Source organism: Actibacterium sp. EMB200-NS6 (assembly GCF_001305615.1).
GTDB lineage: Bacteria > Pseudomonadota > Alphaproteobacteria > Rhodobacterales > Rhodobacteraceae > Actibacterium_A > Actibacterium_A naphthalenivorans.
This window is the reverse complement of the sequence record NZ_CP010869.1, coordinates 2,529,880-2,548,773: the sequence shown is the minus strand read 5'-3', so window position 1 is coordinate 2,548,773 and position 18,894 is coordinate 2,529,880. Positions and strand designations below refer to the sequence as shown.

Annotated in this window: 18 protein-coding genes and 1 other RNA gene; 11 read left to right on the top strand and 8 right to left on the bottom strand. The window is 67.0% G+C overall.

Annotation, left to right across the window (positions count from 1 at the left end; translation table 11 throughout):
* Positions 1–23: 23 nt before the first annotated feature.
* The 3 genes from purM to rnd all read left to right on the top strand — a co-directional run bounded on the left by purM (position 24) and on the right by rnd (position 2,901).
* Positions 24–1,070, top strand: a complete 1,047-nt coding sequence (gene purM, locus TQ29_RS12330; RefSeq protein WP_054539409.1) for a phosphoribosylformylglycinamidine cyclo-ligase — start codon at positions 24–26, stop codon at positions 1,068–1,070.
* Positions 1,067–1,660, top strand: a complete 594-nt coding sequence (purN, locus tag TQ29_RS12325) for a phosphoribosylglycinamide formyltransferase (protein WP_054539408.1) — start codon at positions 1,067–1,069, stop codon at positions 1,658–1,660. Before purM ends, purN begins: the two co-directional genes overlap by 4 nt.
* Before the next feature lie 89 nt (positions 1,661–1,749).
* Entirely contained in the window at positions 1,750–2,901 is a 1,152-nt protein-coding gene (rnd, locus tag TQ29_RS12320) for a ribonuclease D (RefSeq protein WP_054539407.1), read from the top strand.
* Here the strand turns inward: rnd and TQ29_RS12315 are convergent.
* Positions 2,898–3,383 carry a hypothetical protein gene (locus TQ29_RS12315; RefSeq protein ID WP_054539406.1) on the bottom strand — a complete coding sequence of 162 codons (486 nt, stop codon included), beginning with the start codon at positions 3,381–3,383 and terminating at the stop codon, positions 2,898–2,900. The genes rnd and TQ29_RS12315 overlap by 4 nt on opposite strands.
* 127 nt (positions 3,384–3,510) lie before the next feature.
* Here TQ29_RS12315 and TQ29_RS12310 point away from each other — a divergent pair, with 127 nt between their 5' ends.
* Complete coding sequence (locus TQ29_RS12310; protein WP_054539405.1) at positions 3,511–3,936, top strand: SufE family protein; 426 nt, start codon at positions 3,511–3,513, stop codon at positions 3,934–3,936.
* 35 nt (positions 3,937–3,971) lie between these two features.
* Here the strand turns inward: TQ29_RS12310 and TQ29_RS12305 are convergent, their stop codons facing one another.
* The 7 genes from TQ29_RS12305 to TQ29_RS12280 all read right to left on the bottom strand — a co-directional run bounded on the left by TQ29_RS12305 (position 3,972) and on the right by TQ29_RS12280 (position 9,602).
* Complete coding sequence (locus TQ29_RS12305) at positions 3,972–4,205, bottom strand: ribbon-helix-helix domain-containing protein (RefSeq protein ID WP_054539404.1); 234 nt, start codon at positions 4,203–4,205, stop codon at positions 3,972–3,974.
* Positions 4,202–4,387 (bottom strand): DUF4169 family protein, encoded by a 186-nt coding sequence (locus tag TQ29_RS12300; RefSeq protein WP_054539403.1) that lies wholly within the window; start codon positions 4,385–4,387, stop codon positions 4,202–4,204. Before TQ29_RS12300 ends, TQ29_RS12305 begins: the two co-directional genes overlap by 4 nt.
* Positions 4,387–5,781 carry a class II fumarate hydratase gene (gene fumC, locus TQ29_RS12295; RefSeq protein ID WP_054539402.1) on the bottom strand — a complete coding sequence of 465 codons (1,395 nt, stop codon included), beginning with the start codon at positions 5,779–5,781 and terminating at the stop codon, positions 4,387–4,389. Before fumC ends, TQ29_RS12300 begins: the two co-directional genes overlap by 1 nt.
* An 81-nt stretch (positions 5,782–5,862) precedes the next feature.
* Positions 5,863–6,327, bottom strand: a complete 465-nt coding sequence (locus TQ29_RS12290; RefSeq protein WP_037208113.1) for an SspB family protein — start codon at positions 6,325–6,327, stop codon at positions 5,863–5,865.
* A gap of 85 nt (positions 6,328–6,412) precedes the next feature.
* Positions 6,413–7,672 (bottom strand): chromate efflux transporter, encoded by a 1,260-nt coding sequence (gene chrA, locus TQ29_RS12285; protein WP_054539401.1) that lies wholly within the window; start codon positions 7,670–7,672, stop codon positions 6,413–6,415.
* 61 nt (positions 7,673–7,733) lie between these two features.
* Positions 7,734–8,084, bottom strand: a transfer-messenger RNA (tmRNA) gene (gene ssrA / locus TQ29_RS20295).
* A 9-nt stretch (positions 8,085–8,093) separates the two neighbouring features.
* Positions 8,094–9,602, bottom strand: coding sequence for a DASS family sodium-coupled anion symporter (locus tag TQ29_RS12280; protein WP_082386620.1), 1,509 nt, complete (start codon positions 9,600–9,602; stop codon positions 8,094–8,096).
* Positions 9,603–9,869: 267 nt separating this feature from the next.
* On the opposite strand from TQ29_RS12280, the gene acuI reads away from it, so the two are divergent.
* The 7 genes from acuI to TQ29_RS12245 all read left to right on the top strand — a co-directional run bounded on the left by acuI (position 9,870) and on the right by TQ29_RS12245 (position 18,834).
* Positions 9,870–10,859, top strand: coding sequence for an acryloyl-CoA reductase (acuI, locus tag TQ29_RS12275; RefSeq protein ID WP_054539400.1), 990 nt, complete (start codon positions 9,870–9,872; stop codon positions 10,857–10,859).
* 98 nt (positions 10,860–10,957) lie between these two features.
* Positions 10,958–12,181 carry an aminotransferase class V-fold PLP-dependent enzyme gene (locus TQ29_RS12270; protein WP_054539399.1) on the top strand — a complete coding sequence of 408 codons (1,224 nt, stop codon included), beginning with the start codon at positions 10,958–10,960 and terminating at the stop codon, positions 12,179–12,181.
* 26 nt (positions 12,182–12,207) lie between these two features.
* Positions 12,208–13,629, top strand: a complete 1,422-nt coding sequence (locus tag TQ29_RS12265; RefSeq protein WP_054539398.1) for a deoxyribodipyrimidine photo-lyase — start codon at positions 12,208–12,210, stop codon at positions 13,627–13,629.
* 105 nt (positions 13,630–13,734) lie between these two features.
* Entirely contained in the window at positions 13,735–14,178 is a 444-nt protein-coding gene (locus tag TQ29_RS12260; protein WP_054539397.1) for a TrgA family protein, read from the top strand.
* 3 nt (positions 14,179–14,181) lie between these two features.
* A complete protein-coding gene (locus TQ29_RS12255) occupies positions 14,182–15,306 on the top strand; it encodes an NUDIX domain-containing protein (RefSeq protein WP_054539396.1) in 1,125 nt (374 codons plus the stop codon).
* 55 nt (positions 15,307–15,361) lie between these two features.
* The gene (locus tag TQ29_RS12250; protein ID WP_054539395.1) at positions 15,362–16,387 is read left to right on the top strand and encodes a cysteine synthase A; all 1,026 of its coding nucleotides are present in this window, start codon (positions 15,362–15,364) and stop codon (positions 16,385–16,387) included.
* Between the two features lie 5 nt (positions 16,388–16,392).
* Entirely contained in the window at positions 16,393–18,834 is a 2,442-nt protein-coding gene (locus TQ29_RS12245; RefSeq protein WP_054539394.1) for a DUF3772 domain-containing protein, read from the top strand.
* Positions 18,835–18,894: the final 60 nt, after the last annotated feature.

Below are 18,894 nucleotides of genomic sequence, written 5' to 3'. Positions count from 1 at the left end.
GCGAAACGACCGGGGAATGTGCAATGAGCGATGGCAAGAACGGGCTGACCTACGCCGATGCGGGCGTGGATATCGATGCGGGCAACGCGCTGGTGGATCGGATCAAACCGGCGGCGAAACGCACGGCGCGCCCCGGTGTGATGGCCGGGCTGGGCGGGTTCGGCGCGCTGTTCGATCTGAAGGCGGCGGGATACACCGACCCGGTGCTGGTGGCCGCGACCGACGGGGTGGGCACCAAGCTGCGCATCGCCATCGACACGGGCGAAGTTGGCGGTGTCGGCATCGACCTTGTGGCGATGTGTGTCAACGATCTGGTGTGCCAGGGGGCCGAGCCGCTGTTCTTTCTGGATTATTTCGCCACTGGCAAGCTGAAGCTGGATGAGGCCGCGCAGGTGATCGAAGGCATCGCCGAGGGCTGCGCCCGGGCTGGCTGTGCCCTGATCGGCGGCGAAACGGCCGAGATGCCGGGCATGTATCACGATGGCGATTTCGATCTGGCGGGCTTTGCCGTGGGCGCGATGGAGCGGGGCGCCGATCTTCCGGCCGGTGTGGCGGCGGGCGATGTTCTGCTCGGGCTGGCGTCGGACGGGGTGCATTCCAACGGCTATTCGCTGGTGCGCAAGGTGGTCGAGATGGCCGGGCTGGGCTGGGACGCGGCGGCGCCGTTCGCCGACGGGCCGCTGGGCGCGGCGCTGCTGACGCCCACGCGGCTTTACGTGAAACCGGCGCTGGCGGCGGTGCGGGCAGGGGGCGTGCACGCGCTGGCCCATATCACCGGCGGCGGGCTGACGGAAAACCTGCCGCGTGTGCTGCCCGAGGATCTGGGCGCCGATATCGATCTGGGTGCCTGGCCGCTGCCGCCGGTGTTTCGCTGGCTGGCGGACACCGCCGGAATGGCCGAGGCGGAGCTTTTGAAAACCTTCAACGCCGGGCTGGGCATGGTGCTGGCGGTCGCGCCCGACCGGGCCGAAGATCTGGCGGCGCTGCTGCGGGACCAGGGCGAAACCGTCTTTGCCATCGGCACCGTCACCGAAGGCGCGGGCATCCGCTATGCCGGGACGCTTTTGTGACCAGACGCGTTGCTATTCTGATTTCCGGCGGCGGCTCGAACATGGTCGCGCTGGTGCAAAGCATGGTGGGCGATCACCCGGCCCGCGCGGTTCTGGTGCTGTCGAACAACCCGCAGGCCACCGGGCTGGCCAAGGCCGCGCAGATGGGCGTGCCCACCGCCGCCGTCGATCACCGGCCCTTCGGCAAGGATCGCGCGGCGTTCGAGGCGGAAGTGCAGGCAGAGCTTGAAAAGGCGCAGGCCGATATCCTGTGCCTTGCGGGATTCATGCGCATCCTGACGCCGGGGTTCATCGCGAAATGGGAGGGGCGGATCCTGAACATCCATCCGTCGCTGCTGCCCAAATACAAGGGCCTGCACACCCATGCCCGCGCGATCGAGGCCGGCGATGCCGAACATGGCTGCTCGGTGCATGAGGTGACGGCAGAGCTGGACGATGGCCCGATCCTCGGCCAGGCCCGCGTGCCGGTGCTGCCCGGCGATACGCCGGAAACGCTGGCCGCGCGGGTGTTGCCGATGGAGCATCAGCTCTACCCCGAAGTGCTGCGCCGTTTCGCGGTTGGAGACAGAAAACCCGTCTTGCTGCCCTGACCCTTTCCTTTCCCGCGCCGATTGCCTAAGACAGGTCGATGGGGTGGAGCGGTGCAAGACGCGAAACTACGAAAATAACACGGCCCTGAATGAGAACACTGACCAAGACCGACGAACTGGCCGCCTTCTGCGCAGAAGCGCGGAAGGGCGCCTATGTCACCGTCGACACCGAATTCCTGCGCGAGCGGACCTATTACGCCAAGCTCTGCCTTGTGCAGCTTGCCCTTCCGGGCGATGGCGAAGCCGTGCTGGTGGACCCGCTGTCCAACGGGCTGTCGCTAGAGCCGCTTTACGATCTCTACCGCGACACCAACGTGGTAAAGGTGTTCCACGCCGCGCGGCAGGATCTGGAGATCTTCTTCGTCGAGGGGCAGGTTTTCCCCGAGCCGCTGTTCGACACCCAGGTTGCCGCGATGGTCTGCGGCTTTGGCGAGCAGGTGGGCTACGAGACGCTGGTGCGCAAGATCGCCCGGGCGCCGCTTGACAAGACGTCGCGCTTTACCGACTGGTCGCGCCGGCCGCTGTCGGATGCGCAGAAAACCTATGCGCTGGCCGATGTCACCCATCTGCGGGTGATCTATGAATTCCTGGCGTCCGAGCTGGAAAAGAATGGTCGCAGCAAGTGGCTGGGCGAGGAACTTCGTGTTCTGACAGATCCCGAAACCTATATCGTACGCCCGTCGGAGGCCTGGAAGCGGGTCAAGACGCGCACCAATTCGGGCAAGTTCCTGGCCGTGGTGCGAGAGCTGGCGCGCTTCCGCGAAGGTTATGCCCAATCCCGCAACGTTCCGCGCAACCGCGTGTACAAGGATGACGCGCTGCTGGAGCTTGCCTCGACCAAGCCGCAGAGCATCGAGGATCTGTCGCGCTCGCGCCTGTTGCTGCGCGAGGCGCGCCGGGGCGAGATCGCCGAGGGCATCATCGCCGCGGTCAAGGCCGCGCAAGAGACGCCGCCCGAGGATTACCCGCAGCCCGACACCTCGAACGACAAGCTGCAGGTCAACCCTGCGCTGGCCGATCTGCTGCGGGTTCTGCTGAAGGCCAAGGCCGAAAACGCCGGTGTCGCGCAAAAGCTGATCGCCACCTCCGCCGATCTGGATCAGATCGCGGCGGGGCAGCGCGGGGTCATGGCGCTGAAGGGGTGGCGCGCCGAGGTGTTCGGCGATGACGCGCTGCGCCTGTGCAAGGGCGAACTGGCGCTGGTCGCGCGCGGCAGCAGCGTGGACGTGGTCGAGCTTTAGCGGCGGGCGCTTCGCGCGTTCTGCGCGGCGCGGACGGTGATGGTGCTCACGCCCTCTAGGCTCTGATCTGTCAGAAAACGGGCCGCGGAAATCTCACGCGAAGCGGGCGTGCCTGTGGCGGCTTGCGAAAGCGGGGGGCGGGCGCGCAGCTCCAGCAGCAACTCGCCGTTTTGCGGCAGGCCATTGTTTGGCGCCACCAGCGCCGCCTGCCAATAGCCCTGGGTCGGCGGAAGGCCCGTGGCATGGATGATCACCCCGCCGGGCGCCTTGTCGAGGCGCAGCGCGCTGATCTCGGCCACCAGCGGTCGCGGGTCCGTGGCGGGCGCGGGTTGGGCCGTGACATCGGCCGCCTGCTCCTGATTGCCGCCAGCCTCCTGGTTGCCGCCGAACCAGTTGAAGGGGTTGGCGCGCGAGTTGCCGATGGCCTCGCAGGCGCCAAGCATCAGGATGGCGGCCAGGGCGGGAAGAAGCGATGGTTTCATGACGGTCCTTTGCATAGCGCCTTTGGGTTAGCCGAAACCGGGCGCGTTGAAAAGCCGTCTCGAAGCGTGGTCTGGACCTTGGACGCGCAAGGGCTTAGGTCGGAAATGGCAAAAGCAGGGGGTGCCCATGGCCAGCGAAGCATTCGAAGACATCGTGGAGACGTTCGAGTTTCTGGACGACTGGGAAGACCGGTACCGCCATGTGATCGAGCTTGGCAAGGCGATGCCCGAACTGGAAGAGGCGTTCCGCGTGTCGGCGACCAAGGTGGAGGGCTGTGCCAGCCAGGTCTGGCTGCTGCCCGAGATCGAGGGCACGGGGCCCGGCGCCACCTTCCGCTTTCGCGGTGAAAGCGATGCGATGATCGTGCGCGGGCTGGTTGCCATCCTGCACGCGCTTTATTCGGGGCAGACGGTGGCCGATGTGCTGAAGACCGACGCCGCCGCCGAACTGGCCCGGCTGGGGCTGAACGATCATTTGTCGGCGCAACGCTCCAACGGGCTGCGCGCGATGGTCGAACGGATCCGGCTGCTGGCGGCAGAGGCGGCGGGCTGAGCGTGCCGTTTCACCGGGGCCTGTGACAAAGACCGTCAGCGCGGATGAGCGGCCTGCTGGCGGTAATGCCGCAGCACATAGAGCCGGATCGCCGAGGCAAGCCCCATCTCCATCCCGCGTTCCGCGTCGATTTCGGCCGCAAGCGCGTTGATCGGCATGGATTTTTCTTCGGCGATGTCGCGGAACGCCTGCCAGAACTCCTGTTCGAGCGACACGCTGGTGCGGTGCCCCCGAAGGGTGAGCGAGCGTTTGACAGGCCGCCCGCTCATTCCTCTTCGCCGTCGATCCTGTGCTGGTCGAGCATCCGGCGGGCGTGGTCCGACCGCGCGGCGTCCAGCACCTTCGCGGCCTTGCTGCGCCCGAATTTCACGGCGTTTTCATCGGCCTCCGCGCGTTTCCTGACGCGATCGCGCTGCTTGCGGGCGGCGCGGAGGTTGATGGGCGTCGTCATCAGCCTTTCGGGCCGATCATCTGTTCGGGCCGCACCACGCGGTCAAAGGTTTCCTCGTCCACAAAGCCGAGGGCGATCGCCTCCTGCTTCAGCGTGGTACCGTTCTTGTGCGCGGTCTTGGCGACCTTGGTGGCATTGTCATAGCCGATTTCGGGGGCCAGCGCCGTCACCAGCATCAGGCTTTCGCGCATCAGCTTTTCGATCCGCACCTCATCGGCCTTCAGCCCGACCACCAGATTGTCGGTGAAGGCCGCGGCGCTGTCGCCCAGAAGCTGCATGGATTGCAGCACGTTGTAGGCCATCATCGGCTTGTAGACGTTCAGCTCGAAATGGCCCTGGCTGCCGGCAAAGCCGACGGCGGCGTCATTGCCCATCACATGGGCGCAGACCTGGGTCAGCGCTTCGCACTGGGTCGGGTTCACCTTGCCCGGCATGATCGAGGAGCCGGGCTCGTTTTCCGGCAGGATCAGCTCGCCCAGCCCGCAGCGCGGGCCGGAGCCCAGCAGCCGGATGTCATTGGCGATCTTGAACAGCGATGCGGCCACGACCTTCAGCGCGCCCGAGATTTCCACCATCGCATCATGCGCGGCCAGCGCCTCGAACTTGTTGGGCGCGGTCACGAAGGGCAGGCCGGTGATTTCGGCCATGTTGGCGGCCACGGCCACGTCCCAGCCCTTGGCGGTGTTCAGTCCGGTGCCGACGGCGGTGCCGCCCTGGGCCAGTTCGTAGATATGCTCGAGCGCGGTTTTCACCCGCTTGATGCCCATGGCCACCTGATGGGTATAGCCGGAAAACTCCTGGCTCAGGGTCAGGGGGGTGGCGTCCTGCGTATGGGTGCGACCGATCTTGATGATGCCCTCGAACGCCTCGACCTTGGCCTGAAGTGCGCCATGCAGCTTTTCGAGCCCCGGCAGCAGCACATCGCGCGCCGTCATCGCGGTGGCGATGTGCATGGCGGTGGGGAAAGTGTCGTTCGACGACTGGCCCATGTTGCAGTGATCGTTCGGGTGCACCGGGTCTTTCGAGCCGATCACGCCGCCCAGAATCTCGATGGCGCGGTTGGCGATCACCTCGTTGGCGTTCATGTTCGACTGGGTGCCGGACCCGGTCTGCCACACGACCAGCGGGAAGTTGTCATCGAACTTGCCGGCCACCACTTCGGATGCCGCCTGAATGATCGCATCGGCCTTCGCCGCGTCCAGCTTGCCCGACGCCTTGTTGGCCTGCGCGCAGGCCTGTTTGATCACGCCAAGCGCGCGCACGATGGCCACGGGCTGCTTTTCCCAGCCGATCGGAAAGTTCATGATCGAGCGCTGCGTCTGCGCGCCCCAATACTTGTCGGCGGGAACTTCGAGCGGGCCGAAGCTGTCGGTTTCGGTGCGGGTCTGGGTCATGGATAGGCTCCTCCGGCATACGGTTGTATGCGGTTTACCGCCGGGGGGCGGGCATGACAATCTTCAGTTTCGGGGTTAGCGCTATTTGCGAAAACTGTCGAGGCTGACGACTTCGGCATCCTGCGGCGTGTCGTCTTCCTCGACCTCGTGCAGCTCGGGCAGATCCTCGTCCTCATCCTCGTCATCGCCGCTGTCCTGGGTTTCGAACCTCAGGCCGAATTCGACCGAAGGGTCCACGAAGGTGCGGATGGAATCGTAGGGAATGAAAAGCGGTTCCGGGCTGTCGCCGAAGTTGAGCGTGACCGAGAAGGCGTCTTCGCCCACCTCGAGATTGTCGAACCAATGCTGCATCACCACCGTCATCTCTTCGGGATAGCGATCATGCAGCCAGTCGGCGATCACGACCTCCGGATGGGTCGTGTCGAAGGTGATGAAGAAATGGTGCTGTCCTGGCAAGCCCCGTTCGGCGACGTCCGACAATACCTGCCGGATCAGGCCGCGCATGGCGCTGTGCATCAGATTTCCGTAGTCGATCCCGCGGGACATGTGGCCCTCTAACGCCTGAGTTGAACGTCAGCATAGGGGATTCGGGATTTTATAAAAGGGGAGGCGCGCCGGAATTTTTCCGCGCTCAGAAAACGGCGGAAACCACGGCCCCCAGCGCCGCCATCGCCCCCAGCACCGCCGGAAGCGGCCAGTGCCGCCACAACAGCATCACGGCCGCCAGCGCGGCGAGCCCCACCGCCAGCGGATCGAGCGTGGCCGGATCCGGTGCGATCAGCCGCAGCGGGCCGGATCGCCAGATCCCCACCTCGCCGAAGAACACATGGGCGGCGAACCAAAGCGACAGGTTCAGGATGACCCCGACAACCGCCGCCGTCACGCAGGCCAGCGCCGCCGAGAGGCGCGGCAGCCCGGCCAGCCGGTCGATATAGGGCGCGCCGGTGAAGATCCACAGGAAGCAGGGCGTGAAGGTGACCCAGAGCACCAGCGCCGCACCGGCGATGCCCATCGCCGCGCCGCCCGCCTTGAACGCGGCAAGATAGCCCACGAACTCGGTGACCAGGATCAGCGGCCCCGGCGTAGTCTCGGCCAGACCCAGCCCATCCATCATCTCGGGCGTGGTCAGCCAGCCGAATTCGCCCACCACGGCCTGGGTCATATAGGCCAGCACCGCATAGGCGCCGCCGAATGTGACCACGGCCAGTTTGGAAAAGAACATCGCGAGCTGCGCCAGAAGCCCCGGCCAGAACAGTTGCAGCGCGGCGACCGGCGCCAGCCACAGGCTGCCCCAGATGGCGATGGTGCGCAGTGTGCGGGGCCTGCCCTGAGGCGCGGCCCGTGCGGGCGCCGTTCCGTCGGCGGTGGCAAAACCGTAAAGCGCCGCCAGCGCGATGATCAGCGGAAAGGGCAGGCCAAGGGCGAAGATGCCCAGAAACGAAAGCCCTGCGATGGCCCACCGCGCCCGCCCGTGCAGCGCCCGTTTCGACACTTTCAGCAGCGCCTCGATGACGATGATCACCACGGTGGCCTTGACCCCCAGAAACAGCGCCTGCACCAGCGGCAGGTTGCCATAGGCGCCATAGGCCATCGCCAGCCCCAGCACCACGAAAGCGCCGGGCAGCACGAACAAAAGCCCCGCGATCAGCCCGCCGGGCGTGCCGCGCAGCCGCCAGCCCGCATAGGTGGCCAGCTGCATCGCCTCGGGCCCCGGCAGCAGCATGCAAAAGCTGAGCGCGCGCAGGAACCGCTCTTCGCTCAGCCAGCCATGCTCTTCGACCAGTTCCCGGTGCATCAGCGCGATCTGCGCCGCCGGCCCGCCGAAGGACAGCAGGCCGATGCGTCCGAAGACGCGGAGAAGGGCGGAAAAGGGGAGATAAGCGTCGGCCATGGTGATCAGGCAACAGCATTGGCCTGAAATTGCAACAGCGGCGCGACGGTTCGGGGAATTAAGTGCAGGCTTCTGTTGCCAGGTGCCTGCGAACCCCGCCTTACGCTGCTAGGCGCAAGGGCTTAGATTTCGATAGATCGAACTGCTTAAGCAGCCAGAGCCATCGGAGCTTTGTTGTCATTTGCAACTAGCTTTGTCGGACCGATAACGGTGGTTCCTCACCGAGCGAAAGCTAACCCCTTTAGACGTCCGTCGATCCTGTTTCGGCCCCATGATCCCCAAATGAGGGATGTTTGGTGGAGCCGCCGGGTACCGCCCCCGGGTCCGATCCGCTTATTACGGGCGCGTTTATCGCCATAGTTCCCGAAGGAACAACGCTAATCTAGGCGCGCGGCGGGGGCTGTGCAAGGGGGTGCCGTACTCAGAACGAGATTCCGAAGATCATCGGACCCAGCAGGGTGAAGATGGCAAAGGTCACCAGAATGCCGATGATATTCAGCGCGAATCCGGCCCGGACCATGTCGCCCATGCGCATCTCCTCATAGCCGAAAACGATGGCGTTTGGCGGTGTCGCGACCGGCATCATGAAGGCCATCGATGCCCCCAGCGCCACCGGAACGGTCAGCACCAGCGGGTTCAGCCCCATGCCCACCGCGATCGCGGCCAGCACCGGCAGGAAGGTCGCCGTCGAGGCCGTGTTCGATGTGATCTCGGTGAGGTAGACGATGGCCACCGTCACCGCCAGCACCAGCGCCGCCGTGCCGATCCGGAACCCGCCGACCGCCGCGCCGATCCATTCCGCCAGCCCGCTGCTGCCGAAGCCCCCGGCCAGCGCCAGTCCGCCGCCGAACAGGATCAGCACATCCCAGGGCAGCGCGCGGGTGGCCTGCCAATCCAGCGCGAAGCTGCCGCCTTGCGCGGACGGGATCGGAATGGCGAACAGCGCCAGCGCCGCCGTCAGCGCGACGATCGTGTCGTTCAGCGGCAGGCCCGTCGCCCCGGCCAACGGGGCGCGAAAGATCCACCCCAGCGCGGCGCAGGCAAAGACCACGCCGACCAGCCGCTCGCCCGCGTCCATGGGGCCAAGCGCGCGCAGCTCGCCCGCCACGATCGTGCCCGGGTTGCCGACAGCGATCCGGCCGGCCGGAAACAGGATCCGCGTCAGCAACAGCCACGCGGCGGGCAGCATCACCGCAACCACCGGCAGGCCAAGCTTCATCCAGTCCAGAAACGTGATCTCGATGCCATGGGCGCTGCGCAGGAAGCTGGCCAGAAGCGCATTGGGCGGCGTTCCGATCAACGTGCCGACCCCGCCGATAGAGGCGCTGTAGGCGATGCCCAGCATCAACGCCACGCCGAACCGGCGCACCGCGCCGGCGTCATCGGTATTGCGGCGCAGGAAGTCGATCACCGACAGGCCGACCGCATACATCATGATGGTTGCCGCCGTGTTCGAGATCCACATCGACAGAAAGCCGGTGGCGATCATGAAACCCAGCACGATCCGCGCGGGCGTGCCGCCGACCAGGGTGATGATCTTCAGCGCGATCCGCCGGTGCAGCCCCACCCGCTGCATCGCGGCGGCGATCAGAAAACCGCCCAGAAACAGAAAGATCAGCGGATCGGCATAGCTTGCGGCGGTGCTGTTCATGTCTGCGATGCCCAGAAGCGGCATCAGCACCAGCGGCAGCAGGGCGGTCGCCGCGATCGCGATGGCCTCGGTCAGCCACCAGATCACCATCCAGGCGGCCAGGGCGACCATGCGCCAAGCCTCTGGCGGCATCTCCGCCGGGGCGGGGCAGTACAGCAGTATCAGCGCCAGCGCCGGGCCGCCGACCAGCCCGATACGGCGCTTCAGGGGCAGGGCGCGCGGGGTGGGGCTGCCCGGCGGGATGGGACTGCGGCCGGGGTCTTCGTATGTTTCGGGCATTGCCACTCCTCGCGCGGAACATTTTGCCGCGCCCGCTTTCGGCGTTTGTGCCGGGGCCTGATCTCGACCGTACGCCCCGAGGCTAGAAAAGCCCCGCCGCGCCCACAAGCCGGAAATCCGCCGGGCCCGCCGGTTGCCCTTTCCATTTGTCGCAAGCCCGAATGTGTGACACTTTTTTGCCCGACACGAACGGGGCCGGGAGGCACGCCTTTCCCGTCGCAACGGCGAAGGCTTTGCGGGACGTCATCGAAAAGGAGGAGATAAATCATGTTCAGGGCACTGGTTGTCGAAAAGAACGATGAGGGCAAGACACATGCCGCCGTGCAGGAGCTGGACGAGGCGCGCCTGCCCGAAGGCGAGGTGACTGTCGCGGTCGAATATTCCACCGTGAACTACAAGGACGGGCTGTGCATCGGGCCGGGCGGCGGACTTGTGCGGAGCTATCCGCATGTGCCCGGCATCGATTTCGCCGGTACGGTCGCGGCGTCGGAGGATGCCCGCTATGCCCCCGGCGACAAGGTGGTCCTGACCGGCTGGCGCGTCGGAGAGGTGCATTGGGGCGGCTATGCCCAGAAGGCGCGGGTAAAGGCCGACTGGCTGGTGCCGCTGCCCGAGGGGCTGACCACCCGGCAGGCCATGGCCGTGGGCACCGCGGGCTTCACCGCGATGCTGGCGGTGATGGCGCTGGAGGATCACGGGATGAAACCGGGGGGCGGCCCGGTGCTGGTGACCGGCGCGGCCGGCGGTGTCGGCTCGGTGGCGACCGCCATTCTGGCGCATCTGGGTCATGAGGTCGCGGCGGTGACGGGCCGGCCCGAAACCGCGGAGTACCTGACGGCGCTGGGCGCCGCGCGGATCGTGCCGCGCGATGAGATCAACGAGACCGTCAAGCGCCCGCTGGAGGCCGAGACATGGGCCGGCTGCGTCGATGCCGTGGGCGGCGCGATGCTGGCCCGTGTGCTGGGGCAGATGAAATACGGCGCCTCGGTCGCGGCGGTGGGGCTTGCCGGGGGGGCCGGGCTTCCGGCCACGGTCATCCCGTTTCTGTTGCGCGGCGTGAACCTGCTGGGCATCGACAGCGTGATGCAGCCCTATGATAACCGCCTTCGGGCCTGGCGACGCGTCGCGGCCGACCTGCCGATGGACAAGCTGGAGGCGATGATCCGGCCCGCCACGCTGGCCGATCTGCCGGGGCTTGGCGCCGATATCCTGAAAGGGCACGTCAGGGGCCGCGTGGTGGTGGATGTGAACGCCTGACACGCGGTGCGAAAATTCTGTGGGGTGTCAGCGGTTTGCAGAGGGCTGTAAGCTCGTCTGCGCAAAACGCGTGACAGATTCGCGAGAGGGGGCAGAAGGTGCAGCTTGATATTGATTTCGTCCGGTCCAGCTTTCCGGCGTTCCGCGAACCCACGCTCGAGGGGCAGGCGTTTTTCGAAAACGCGGGCGGCTCCTACACCTGCGGGGCGGTGATCGACCGGCTGACCCGGTTCTATCACGCGCGCAAGGTGCAGCCCTACGGCCCCTATGACGCGTCCCGCCTGGGGGGCGAGGAGATGGACGAGGCGCGCACGCGCCTTGCCGCCCTTCTGGGGGTCGAGAGCGATGAGCTGAGCTTCGGCCCGTCGACCACGCAGAACACCTATGTTCTGGCGCAGGCCTTCCGCCGCTGGATGAAGCCGGGCGAAGAGATCATCGTGACCAACCAGGATCACGAGGCCAATTCCGGCCCGTGGCGCCGGCTGGTCGAAGATGGCATCCGGGTGCGCGAATGGCGCATGGACCCAGAGACCGGCCATCTGGATCTGGCCGATCTGGAAAACCTGCTGGATGAAAACGTGCGGCTTGTGTGCTTCCCCCATTGCTCCAACGTGGTGGGAGAGGTCAATGACGTCGCCGCCATCTGCGCCACCGCGCAGGCGGCGGGGGCGTTCACCTGCGTTGACGGGGTCAGCTATGCGCCGCATGGTCTTCCGAACGTGGGCGATCTGGGGGCCGATATCTATCTGTTCTCGGCCTACAAGACCTATGGGCCGCATCAGGGGCTGATGGTCGTCAACCGCGCGCTGGCCGAGCAACTGCCGAACCAGGGCCATTTCTTCAACGGCGGCACGCTTTACAAACGCTTCACACCGGCGGGGCCCGATCATGCGCAGGTGGCGGCCTGTGCCGGCATCGCGGATTACAACGATGCGCTTTATGATCATCACTTCGGCCACCATCCGGCGCCCACGGTGCGCACTCAGGCGGTGCATGATCTGATGCGGGGGCATGAAACCGCGCTTCTCAAGCCCTTGCTGGATTATCTCGGCGCGAAGAACGCGGTGCGCCTTCTGGGGCCCGGGCAGGCCGAGCGGCGCGCGCCCACCGTCGCGCTGTCGCTGCAGGAACCGGCGGGGCCGGTCGCCGCGCGTCTGGCGCAAAGCGGCATCATGGCGGGTGGCGGAGATTTCTACGCCGTGCGCGCGCTCGAGGCGCTGGGGGTGGACCCGAACCGGGGCGTGCTGCGGCTGAGCTTCGTTCACTACACCACCGCCGAAGAGGTCGACCGCCTGATCGCGGCGCTCGACCAGCATCTCTAGGCGGCCCGCGCCGGGAAACAGGGCCGATGACCGATGAACGCCCGATCCTTCTGTGGCTGCGCCGCGATCTGCGCCTGACCGACCATCCGGCGCTGGACGCGGCCTGCCGGACCGGGCGCCCGGTGATCCCGGTGTTCATTCATGATGAGGTGGTGGAGCGCCTCGGCGCGGCGCCGAAATGGCGCCTCGGGCTGGGGGTGGAGCGGTTCGCGCAGGCGCTGGCCGGGGCCGGATCGCGGCTGATCTGCCGCCGGGGCCCCGCGCTGGCCGTGCTGCGGGCGCTGGTGGCGGAAACCGGGGCCGGGGCGGTGTTCTGGTCGCGGCTCTACGACCCCGACAGCCGGGCGCGCGATACCGGCGTCAAGGCGGGGCTGCGCGCGGCGGGGCTGACGGCGCAGAGCTTTCCCGGCCATCTGCTGTTCGAGCCCTGGACGGTCGCGACCGGGGCAGGCGGGTTCTACAAGGTCTATTCCCCGTTCTGGCGCGCGGTAAAGCAGCGCGACCCGCCCGCGCCGTTGCCCGCGCCTGCGGCACTTGCCGGCCCGCATGTCTGGCCGCGAAGCGATGACCCGGCCGATTGGGGCATGGGTGCGGCGATGGGGCGTGGCGCGGCCATCGTCGCCCCGCATCTGGCGGTGGGAGAGGCCGCCGCCCGGGCGCGTTTGCATGATTTCCTGTCCGAAGGCATCGCTGGCTACGGCGAGGCGCGGGATTTCCCGGCGCGGGCGGCCACCTCGCGCTTGTCGGAAAACCTGAGCTGCGGCGAGATCAGCCCGGGCACGGTCTGGCGCGCGGCCCGGCACGCGTTCGATGCGGGGGCGGCCGGGGCCGAGACCTTCCTGAAACAGCTGATCTGGCGCGAATTCGCCTGGCACCTGCTGTATCACACGCCCCATATGGCGACCCGCAACTGGCGCGCCGGCTGGGACGGATTCCCCTGGTCGCAAGAGGACGGCCGGCCCGAGGTCATCGCCTGGAAGCAGGGGCGCACCGGGGTGGCCTTTGTCGATGCGGCGATGCGGCAGATGTATGTGACCGGCACCATGCACAACCGCGCGCGGATGATCGCGGCCTCTTACCTGACCAAACATCTTCTGACCGACTGGCGCGTCGGGCAGGCCTGGTTCGAGCAATGCCTCGTCGATTGGGACCCGGCCGCAAATGCGATGGGCTGGCAATGGGTGGCCGGGTCCGGCCCCGATGCCGCGCCCTATTTCCGCATCTTCAACCCCGACACGCAACTGCGAAAGTTCGACCCCGACGGCACCTATGCCGACACCTGGCTGGCCGAGGGGCGGCGCACGCCGCATCCCTCCGCGCTCCGCTATTTCGACGCGGTGCCGCGGCGCTGGGCCCTGTCGCCGCATGACATCTACCCGGCGCCGGTAGTCGGGCTGGCCGAGGGCCGCGCCCGCGCCCTTGCCGCCCTTGCGAACCGGGGCGGCTGACGCGCCGCCGCAACGGGGCGTGAAAATCTCGCGCGCCCCTTGCGCAAACCGTGCCGCGCGCGGAAACTGGCAGCGATGCAGGAAAGATAAGAGGCCACCCGCACGATGCCCACCGCCGCCCGCCTTGTCGCCGCGTTATGCTTTGCCGCCATCGCCTTTCTGGCCTCTGACAGTTACAAGCCCTTGCTGCCCACCGGCACCAACACCCGCATGTTCAGCGAGTTGAACGCGCTGCTGGGCGCCGTGATCGGATGGCGGGTGATGGGGCGGCTCGTGGGCGACGGGTACCAGCCGGCGATGGCGTCGGGCCTGCGGACGGCGCTGACGCTGATGTTCTACACGCTGCTGGTTCATTCAGTTTACCAGATGCTGAAACGCTCCACCAGGATGGTTTATGACGGGGTGATGGATGCGATCGTCTCTGCCTTCGATCTTGCTGTCAAATATGGCACGCTGATGGTCACATCGCCGCAGGTCATGGCAATTTTGTTGATCGGCGGCGTTCTGGCCGGCTTGCTGGCCGAATGGGTTTCAAGGCGCTGGAGCTGAGAATTGGCCGATCTGTTCTTCTATGGCACCCTGTGCCATCCCGCCTTGCTTGACTGCGTGCTCGGCCCCGAACGGGGCGGGGTGACGGGTGAACCGGCGCATCTGACCGGGTACGCGGTGCGGCGCGTCGCGGGGCAGGACTATCCGACGATCACGGCGCAGCAAGGCGCACGCGCCGCCGGGGTGCTGGCGCGCGGGCTGACGGCGGCGGCGCTGGCGCGGCTCGATTTCTACGAAGGCGGCCACGGCTATTCCCTGCGCCCGGCCACGGTGGAAACGGCGGAAGGGCCGCGCCCCGCGCAGGTCTATTTTCCCGATCATGTGCAAACGCCCGACGGGGACTGGCGGCTGTCTGACTGGGTCGCGGATCAGGGCGCGGTGACGCTGCTGGCCGCGCAAGAGGTTATGATGGCCTTCGGGCAGCGGCCCGCGGCCGAGGTTGCGCGCCGCTTTCCGCAGATCCGCGCCAGGGCCGCCTCGCGCCTGCGCGCGGCCACGCCCGGGCCCACCGCGCTACGCCACCGGGCGCGGGACGGCGATGTGACGATCCGTGAGACGCGCCAGCCCTATGCGCATTATTTCGCGGTCGAAGAGTTCGACCTGACCCATCGCCGCTTTGACGGCACGATCAGCGCGGAACTCTCCCGCGCCGCCTTCATCGCGCCCGACGCGGCCACGGTGCTGCCCTATGATCCGGGGCGCGACCGGGTGCTGCTGATCGAACAGTTCCGCGTCGGCCCGATGGCACGGGGCGATCGCCAGCCCTGGCTGCTCGAGGCGATCGCCGGCCGGGTGGACGCGGGCGAGACACCCGAGCAGACCGTGCGCCGCGAAGCGCAAGAGGAAGCCGGGCTGGACATCGGCGCGCTGCACCGGGTGCATGGCTATTACCCGTCGCCCGGTTCGGTCAGCGAATATCTCTATTCCTTCGTCGGGCTGGCAGATCTGCCCGACAGCGCCGCCGGGCTGGGCGGTGTGCCGGGCGAGGGAGAGGACATCCGCGCCCATGTCATCGGCTATGAGCGGCTGATGGCGCTGCTGGACGCGGGCGAGCTGGACAACGCGCCGCTGCTGCTTTCGGCCTTCTGGCTGGCACGCAACCGTGATCGTCTCCGCGCCGAAGCTTGAGTTCCCGCGGTGCGGGCGATACTCAGGAAGCAACCTGGCACAAGGGGAGAGGACCATGCGCAAAGATCTGGCAGAGCTTATCGGCAACACGCCCCTTGTCCGGCTGCGGGGCCCCAGCGCGGCAACGGGCTGTGACATCCTGGGCAAGGCGGAGTTCATGAACCCCGGCCAGTCGGTCAAGGACCGCGCCGCGCTCTACATCATCCGCGACGCGGTGGCGCGCGGGCTGTTGCGCCCCGGCGGCACGATCGTCGAGGGCACGGCGGGCAATACCGGTATCGGGCTGGCGCTGGTCGGGGCCTCGATGGGGTTCCGCACCGTCATCGTGATCCCCGAGACGCAGAGCCAGGAAAAGAAGGACATGATCCGCCTGGCCGGTGCCGAACTGGTTCAGGTGCCTGCGAAACCCTATAAGGATCCGAACAATTACGTCCGGTATTCCGGACGTTTGGCGGAAAGACTTGCACAATCCGAACCAAACGGCGCGATCTGGGCCAATCAGTTCGACAACATCGCCAACCGGCAGGCCCATGTCGAAACCACCGGGCCCGAGATCTGGGAACAGACCGGCGGCAAGGTCGACGGGTTCATCTGCGCGGTCGGCTCGGGCGGCACGCTGGCCGGCGTGGCCATGGCGCTTCAGCCCAAGGGGGTAAAGATCGGCCTGGCCGATCCCGAGGGCGCCGCGCTGCACAGCTATTACACGACAGGAGAGATGAAGGCCGAGGGAAGCTCGATCACCGAAGGGATCGGGCAGGGCCGCATCACCGCCAATCTGGAGGGCTTCAGCCCCGACATGTCTTATCGGATTCCTGATTCCGAGGCGCTGCCGGTGGTGTTCGATCTGCTGGCCGACGAAGGGCTGTGCCTTGGCGGCTCCACCGGCATCAACGTGGCCGGGGCGATGCGCATGGCGCGCGACATGGGGCCGGGCCATACGATCGTGACGGTGCTGTGCGACTATGGCACGCGCTATCAGTCCAAGCTGTTCAACCCCGCCTTCCTGAAGGAAAAGGGGCTGCCCGTTCCTGCCTGGCTGGACGCCGCACCGCGCCCCTTGCCCGAGGTGTATGAACCGTGATTGTCATGCTGCGCCTTCTGGCGCTGGTGATCTTTGCCCTTGCCGGGCCGGTGCCGCAGGTCTTGGCGCAGGGCGGGGCCGTCGCCGACATCTCGCAGGGAACCGCCCCCGACTACGCCACATGGGAGGCGACGGCGCGGCGCGCCGAGGATGCGATCGAGGCCGGGCGTGCGTCGAACGTGGCGCTGGAGCAGCTGCGCGAGGAACTGGCCACATGGCGCAGCACCTTCCTGAGCGCCCAGTCGACCAACCAGACCCGTATCCAGACCCTGCGCGAGCAGATCGCCGCGCTTGGGCCGGCGCCCACCGATGGCGCGGTCGAAGCCCCCGAGATCGCCGAGCGGCGGGCGGCGCTGGACGCCCAGCTTGCCCGGCTTCAGGCGCCGGTGCTGAGCGCCGAGGAGGCCTATCGCCGCGCCGATGGCCTGATCCGGGAAATTGACACGATCATCCGCGAAAGGCAGGCGGACGAACTGCTTCGTCTGGGGCCGTCGCCGCTGAACCCGGCGAACTGGCGCGCTGGGCTGTCGGCGGTGACGGGCACGCTGCGGATTGTCACCAAGGAAACGACGCGCGCGCTCGACAGCCCGATCCTGCGCACCGAACTGCGCAACGGCCTGCCGGCGATCATCCTGTATCTGGCAGCGGCGCTGCTGTTGCTGCTGCGTGGGCGGCGCTGGATGGAAGCGGCGACGATGCGCCTGTCGCAGAGCAAATCGCACCGCGCCCGCAGCGTGTGGGCCTCGCTGATTTCGCTGGGCCAGATCCTCCTGCCTTTCATCGGGCTTCTGGCGCTGATCAAGGCGTTTTCGGTGGCCGGGGTTCTGGGCCTGCGCGGCGGCCAGATCGCCAATCTGATCCCGCCGGCGGTGATGATCTTCTTTTTCGGGCGCTGGCTGGGCGGGCGGATCTTTCCCAAGGTCAGCCTGCGGGCACCATTGTTCAACCTGTCGCCCGAGCGCACGGCCGAGGGGCGCTGGCTTGCCTCCGGGCTGGGCCTTGTGCTGGCGCTGGGCGGCCTGCTGCGGCAGGTGGCGGATTTCGGGAACTTCCCGATAGAGGCGGAGGTGACGCTCGGCTTCCCGCTGCTTGTTCTGGCGGGCATCCTGATGTTCCGGCTGGGCCAGTTGCTGCTGGCCCATGTGCGGGCCGACGCGGCCGAAAGCGAAGACCGCGTGTACCGCAACCGGCTGGCGCAGCTGGCCGGGCGGGGGATGATGGCGGTGGCGGTGGCCGGGCCCGCGCTGGCGGCCGTCGGCTATGCCGAGGCGGCGACCTTTTTCACCTATCCCGCGATCGGCTCGCTCGGGCTTGTGGGGATGCTGGCGGTTCTGCAGCGCTTTGTCGTCGACGTCTACGCCTTGCTGGCGGGCGATGAAGAGGGCGCCGAGAACGCGCTCGCGCCCGTGCTGATCATTCTGTTCCTGTCGGTTCTGGCGCTGCCGCTTCTGGCGCTGATCTGGGGCGCGCGCGTGGCCGATCTGACAGAGCTTTGGGCCCGGTTCGCCGAAGGCTTCGTGGTCGGCGATACCCGGATCTCCCCCAGCGATTTCGTGACCTTCCTGGTGGTTTTCGCCATCGGCTACACGGTCACCCGCCTGGTACAGGGGGGGCTGCGCTCTACCGTGCTGCCGAAAACGAAGATCGATGCAGGCGGGCAGAATGCCATCGTTTCGGGGCTTGGCTATGTCGGGATCTTCATCGCGGGGATACTGGCCATTACCGCCGCCGGGATCGACCTCAGCTCGCTCGCCATCGTCGCCGGTGCGCTGTCGGTCGGGATCGGCTTTGGCCTTCAGAACATCGTGTCGAACTTCGTGTCCGGCATCATCCTGCTGATCGAGCGCCCGGTTTCCGAGGGCGACTGGATCGAGGTCGGCGGGGTGATGGGCACGGTGCGTGACATTTCCGTCCGCTCGACCACGATCGAGACATTCGACCGCCGGGACGTGATCATCCCCAATGCCGATCTGGTGTCGGGTGCCGTGACCAACTGGACCAAGCACAACCTGACCGGCCGGCTGATCCTGCCCGTCGGGGTGGCTTATGGTTCGGACACGCGGAAGGTGGAACAGATCCTGAAGGAAGTGGCGGAATCGCACCCGATCGTCATCGTCAACCCGCCGCCGCAGGTGTTGTTCATGGGGTTCGGCGCGAGTTCACTGGATTTCGAGATCCGCGTGATCCTGCGCGACGTCGGCTTCAGCCTGAGCGCGCGCTCGGAGATGAACCACGAGATCAACCGCCGTTTCGCTGAAGAGGGCATCGAGATTCCGTTTGCGCAGCATGACATCTGGCTGCGCAATCCCGAAACGCTTGCGGGCCGCGCGGCCACGCCAGAGACGGAGACGCCGCAACTCAGCGGGCCACGACCCCCGTCCGCAGCGGATGTGGCACTGCGCGAGCCGGTGCAGGACAGCGGCGCCGACGGTGATGGCGACCGGTAGAGGGGCAGGGGGAAGCCACGCTTCCGGCCGATCAGAAAAACAGATCAGAACAGCGCTTGC

What these genes read in the sequence shown, in the direction of transcription:
- purM (WP_054539409.1), top strand. Translation starts at nt 24, where the DNA reads ATGAGCGATGGCAAGAACGGGCTGACCTACGCCGATGCGGGCGTGGAT.
- rnd (WP_054539407.1), top strand. Translation starts at nt 1,750, where the DNA reads ATGAGAACACTGACCAAGACCGACGAACTGGCCGCCTTCTGCGCAGAA.
- TQ29_RS12315 (WP_054539406.1), bottom strand. Translation starts at nt 3,383, where the DNA reads ATGAAACCATCGCTTCTTCCCGCCCTGGCCGCCATCCTGATGCTTGGC.
- TQ29_RS12310 (WP_054539405.1), top strand. Translation starts at nt 3,511, where the DNA reads ATGGCCAGCGAAGCATTCGAAGACATCGTGGAGACGTTCGAGTTTCTG.
- TQ29_RS12305 (WP_054539404.1), bottom strand. Translation starts at nt 4,205, where the DNA reads ATGAGCGGGCGGCCTGTCAAACGCTCGCTCACCCTTCGGGGGCACCGC.
- TQ29_RS12300 (WP_054539403.1), bottom strand. Translation starts at nt 4,387, where the DNA reads ATGACGACGCCCATCAACCTCCGCGCCGCCCGCAAGCAGCGCGATCGC.
- fumC (WP_054539402.1), bottom strand. Translation starts at nt 5,781, where the DNA reads ATGACCCAGACCCGCACCGAAACCGACAGCTTCGGCCCGCTCGAAGTT.
- TQ29_RS12290 (WP_037208113.1), bottom strand. Translation starts at nt 6,327, where the DNA reads ATGTCCCGCGGGATCGACTACGGAAATCTGATGCACAGCGCCATGCGC.
- chrA (WP_054539401.1), bottom strand. Translation starts at nt 7,672, where the DNA reads ATGGCCGACGCTTATCTCCCCTTTTCCGCCCTTCTCCGCGTCTTCGGA.
- TQ29_RS12280 (WP_082386620.1), bottom strand. Translation starts at nt 9,602, where the DNA reads ATGCCCGAAACATACGAAGACCCCGGCCGCAGTCCCATCCCGCCGGGC.
- acuI (WP_054539400.1), top strand. Translation starts at nt 9,870, where the DNA reads ATGTTCAGGGCACTGGTTGTCGAAAAGAACGATGAGGGCAAGACACAT.
- TQ29_RS12265 (WP_054539398.1), top strand. Translation starts at nt 12,208, where the DNA reads ATGACCGATGAACGCCCGATCCTTCTGTGGCTGCGCCGCGATCTGCGC.
- TQ29_RS12260 (WP_054539397.1), top strand. Translation starts at nt 13,735, where the DNA reads ATGCCCACCGCCGCCCGCCTTGTCGCCGCGTTATGCTTTGCCGCCATC.
- TQ29_RS12250 (WP_054539395.1), top strand. Translation starts at nt 15,362, where the DNA reads ATGCGCAAAGATCTGGCAGAGCTTATCGGCAACACGCCCCTTGTCCGG.
- TQ29_RS12245 (WP_054539394.1), top strand. Translation starts at nt 16,393, where the DNA reads ATGCTGCGCCTTCTGGCGCTGGTGATCTTTGCCCTTGCCGGGCCGGTG.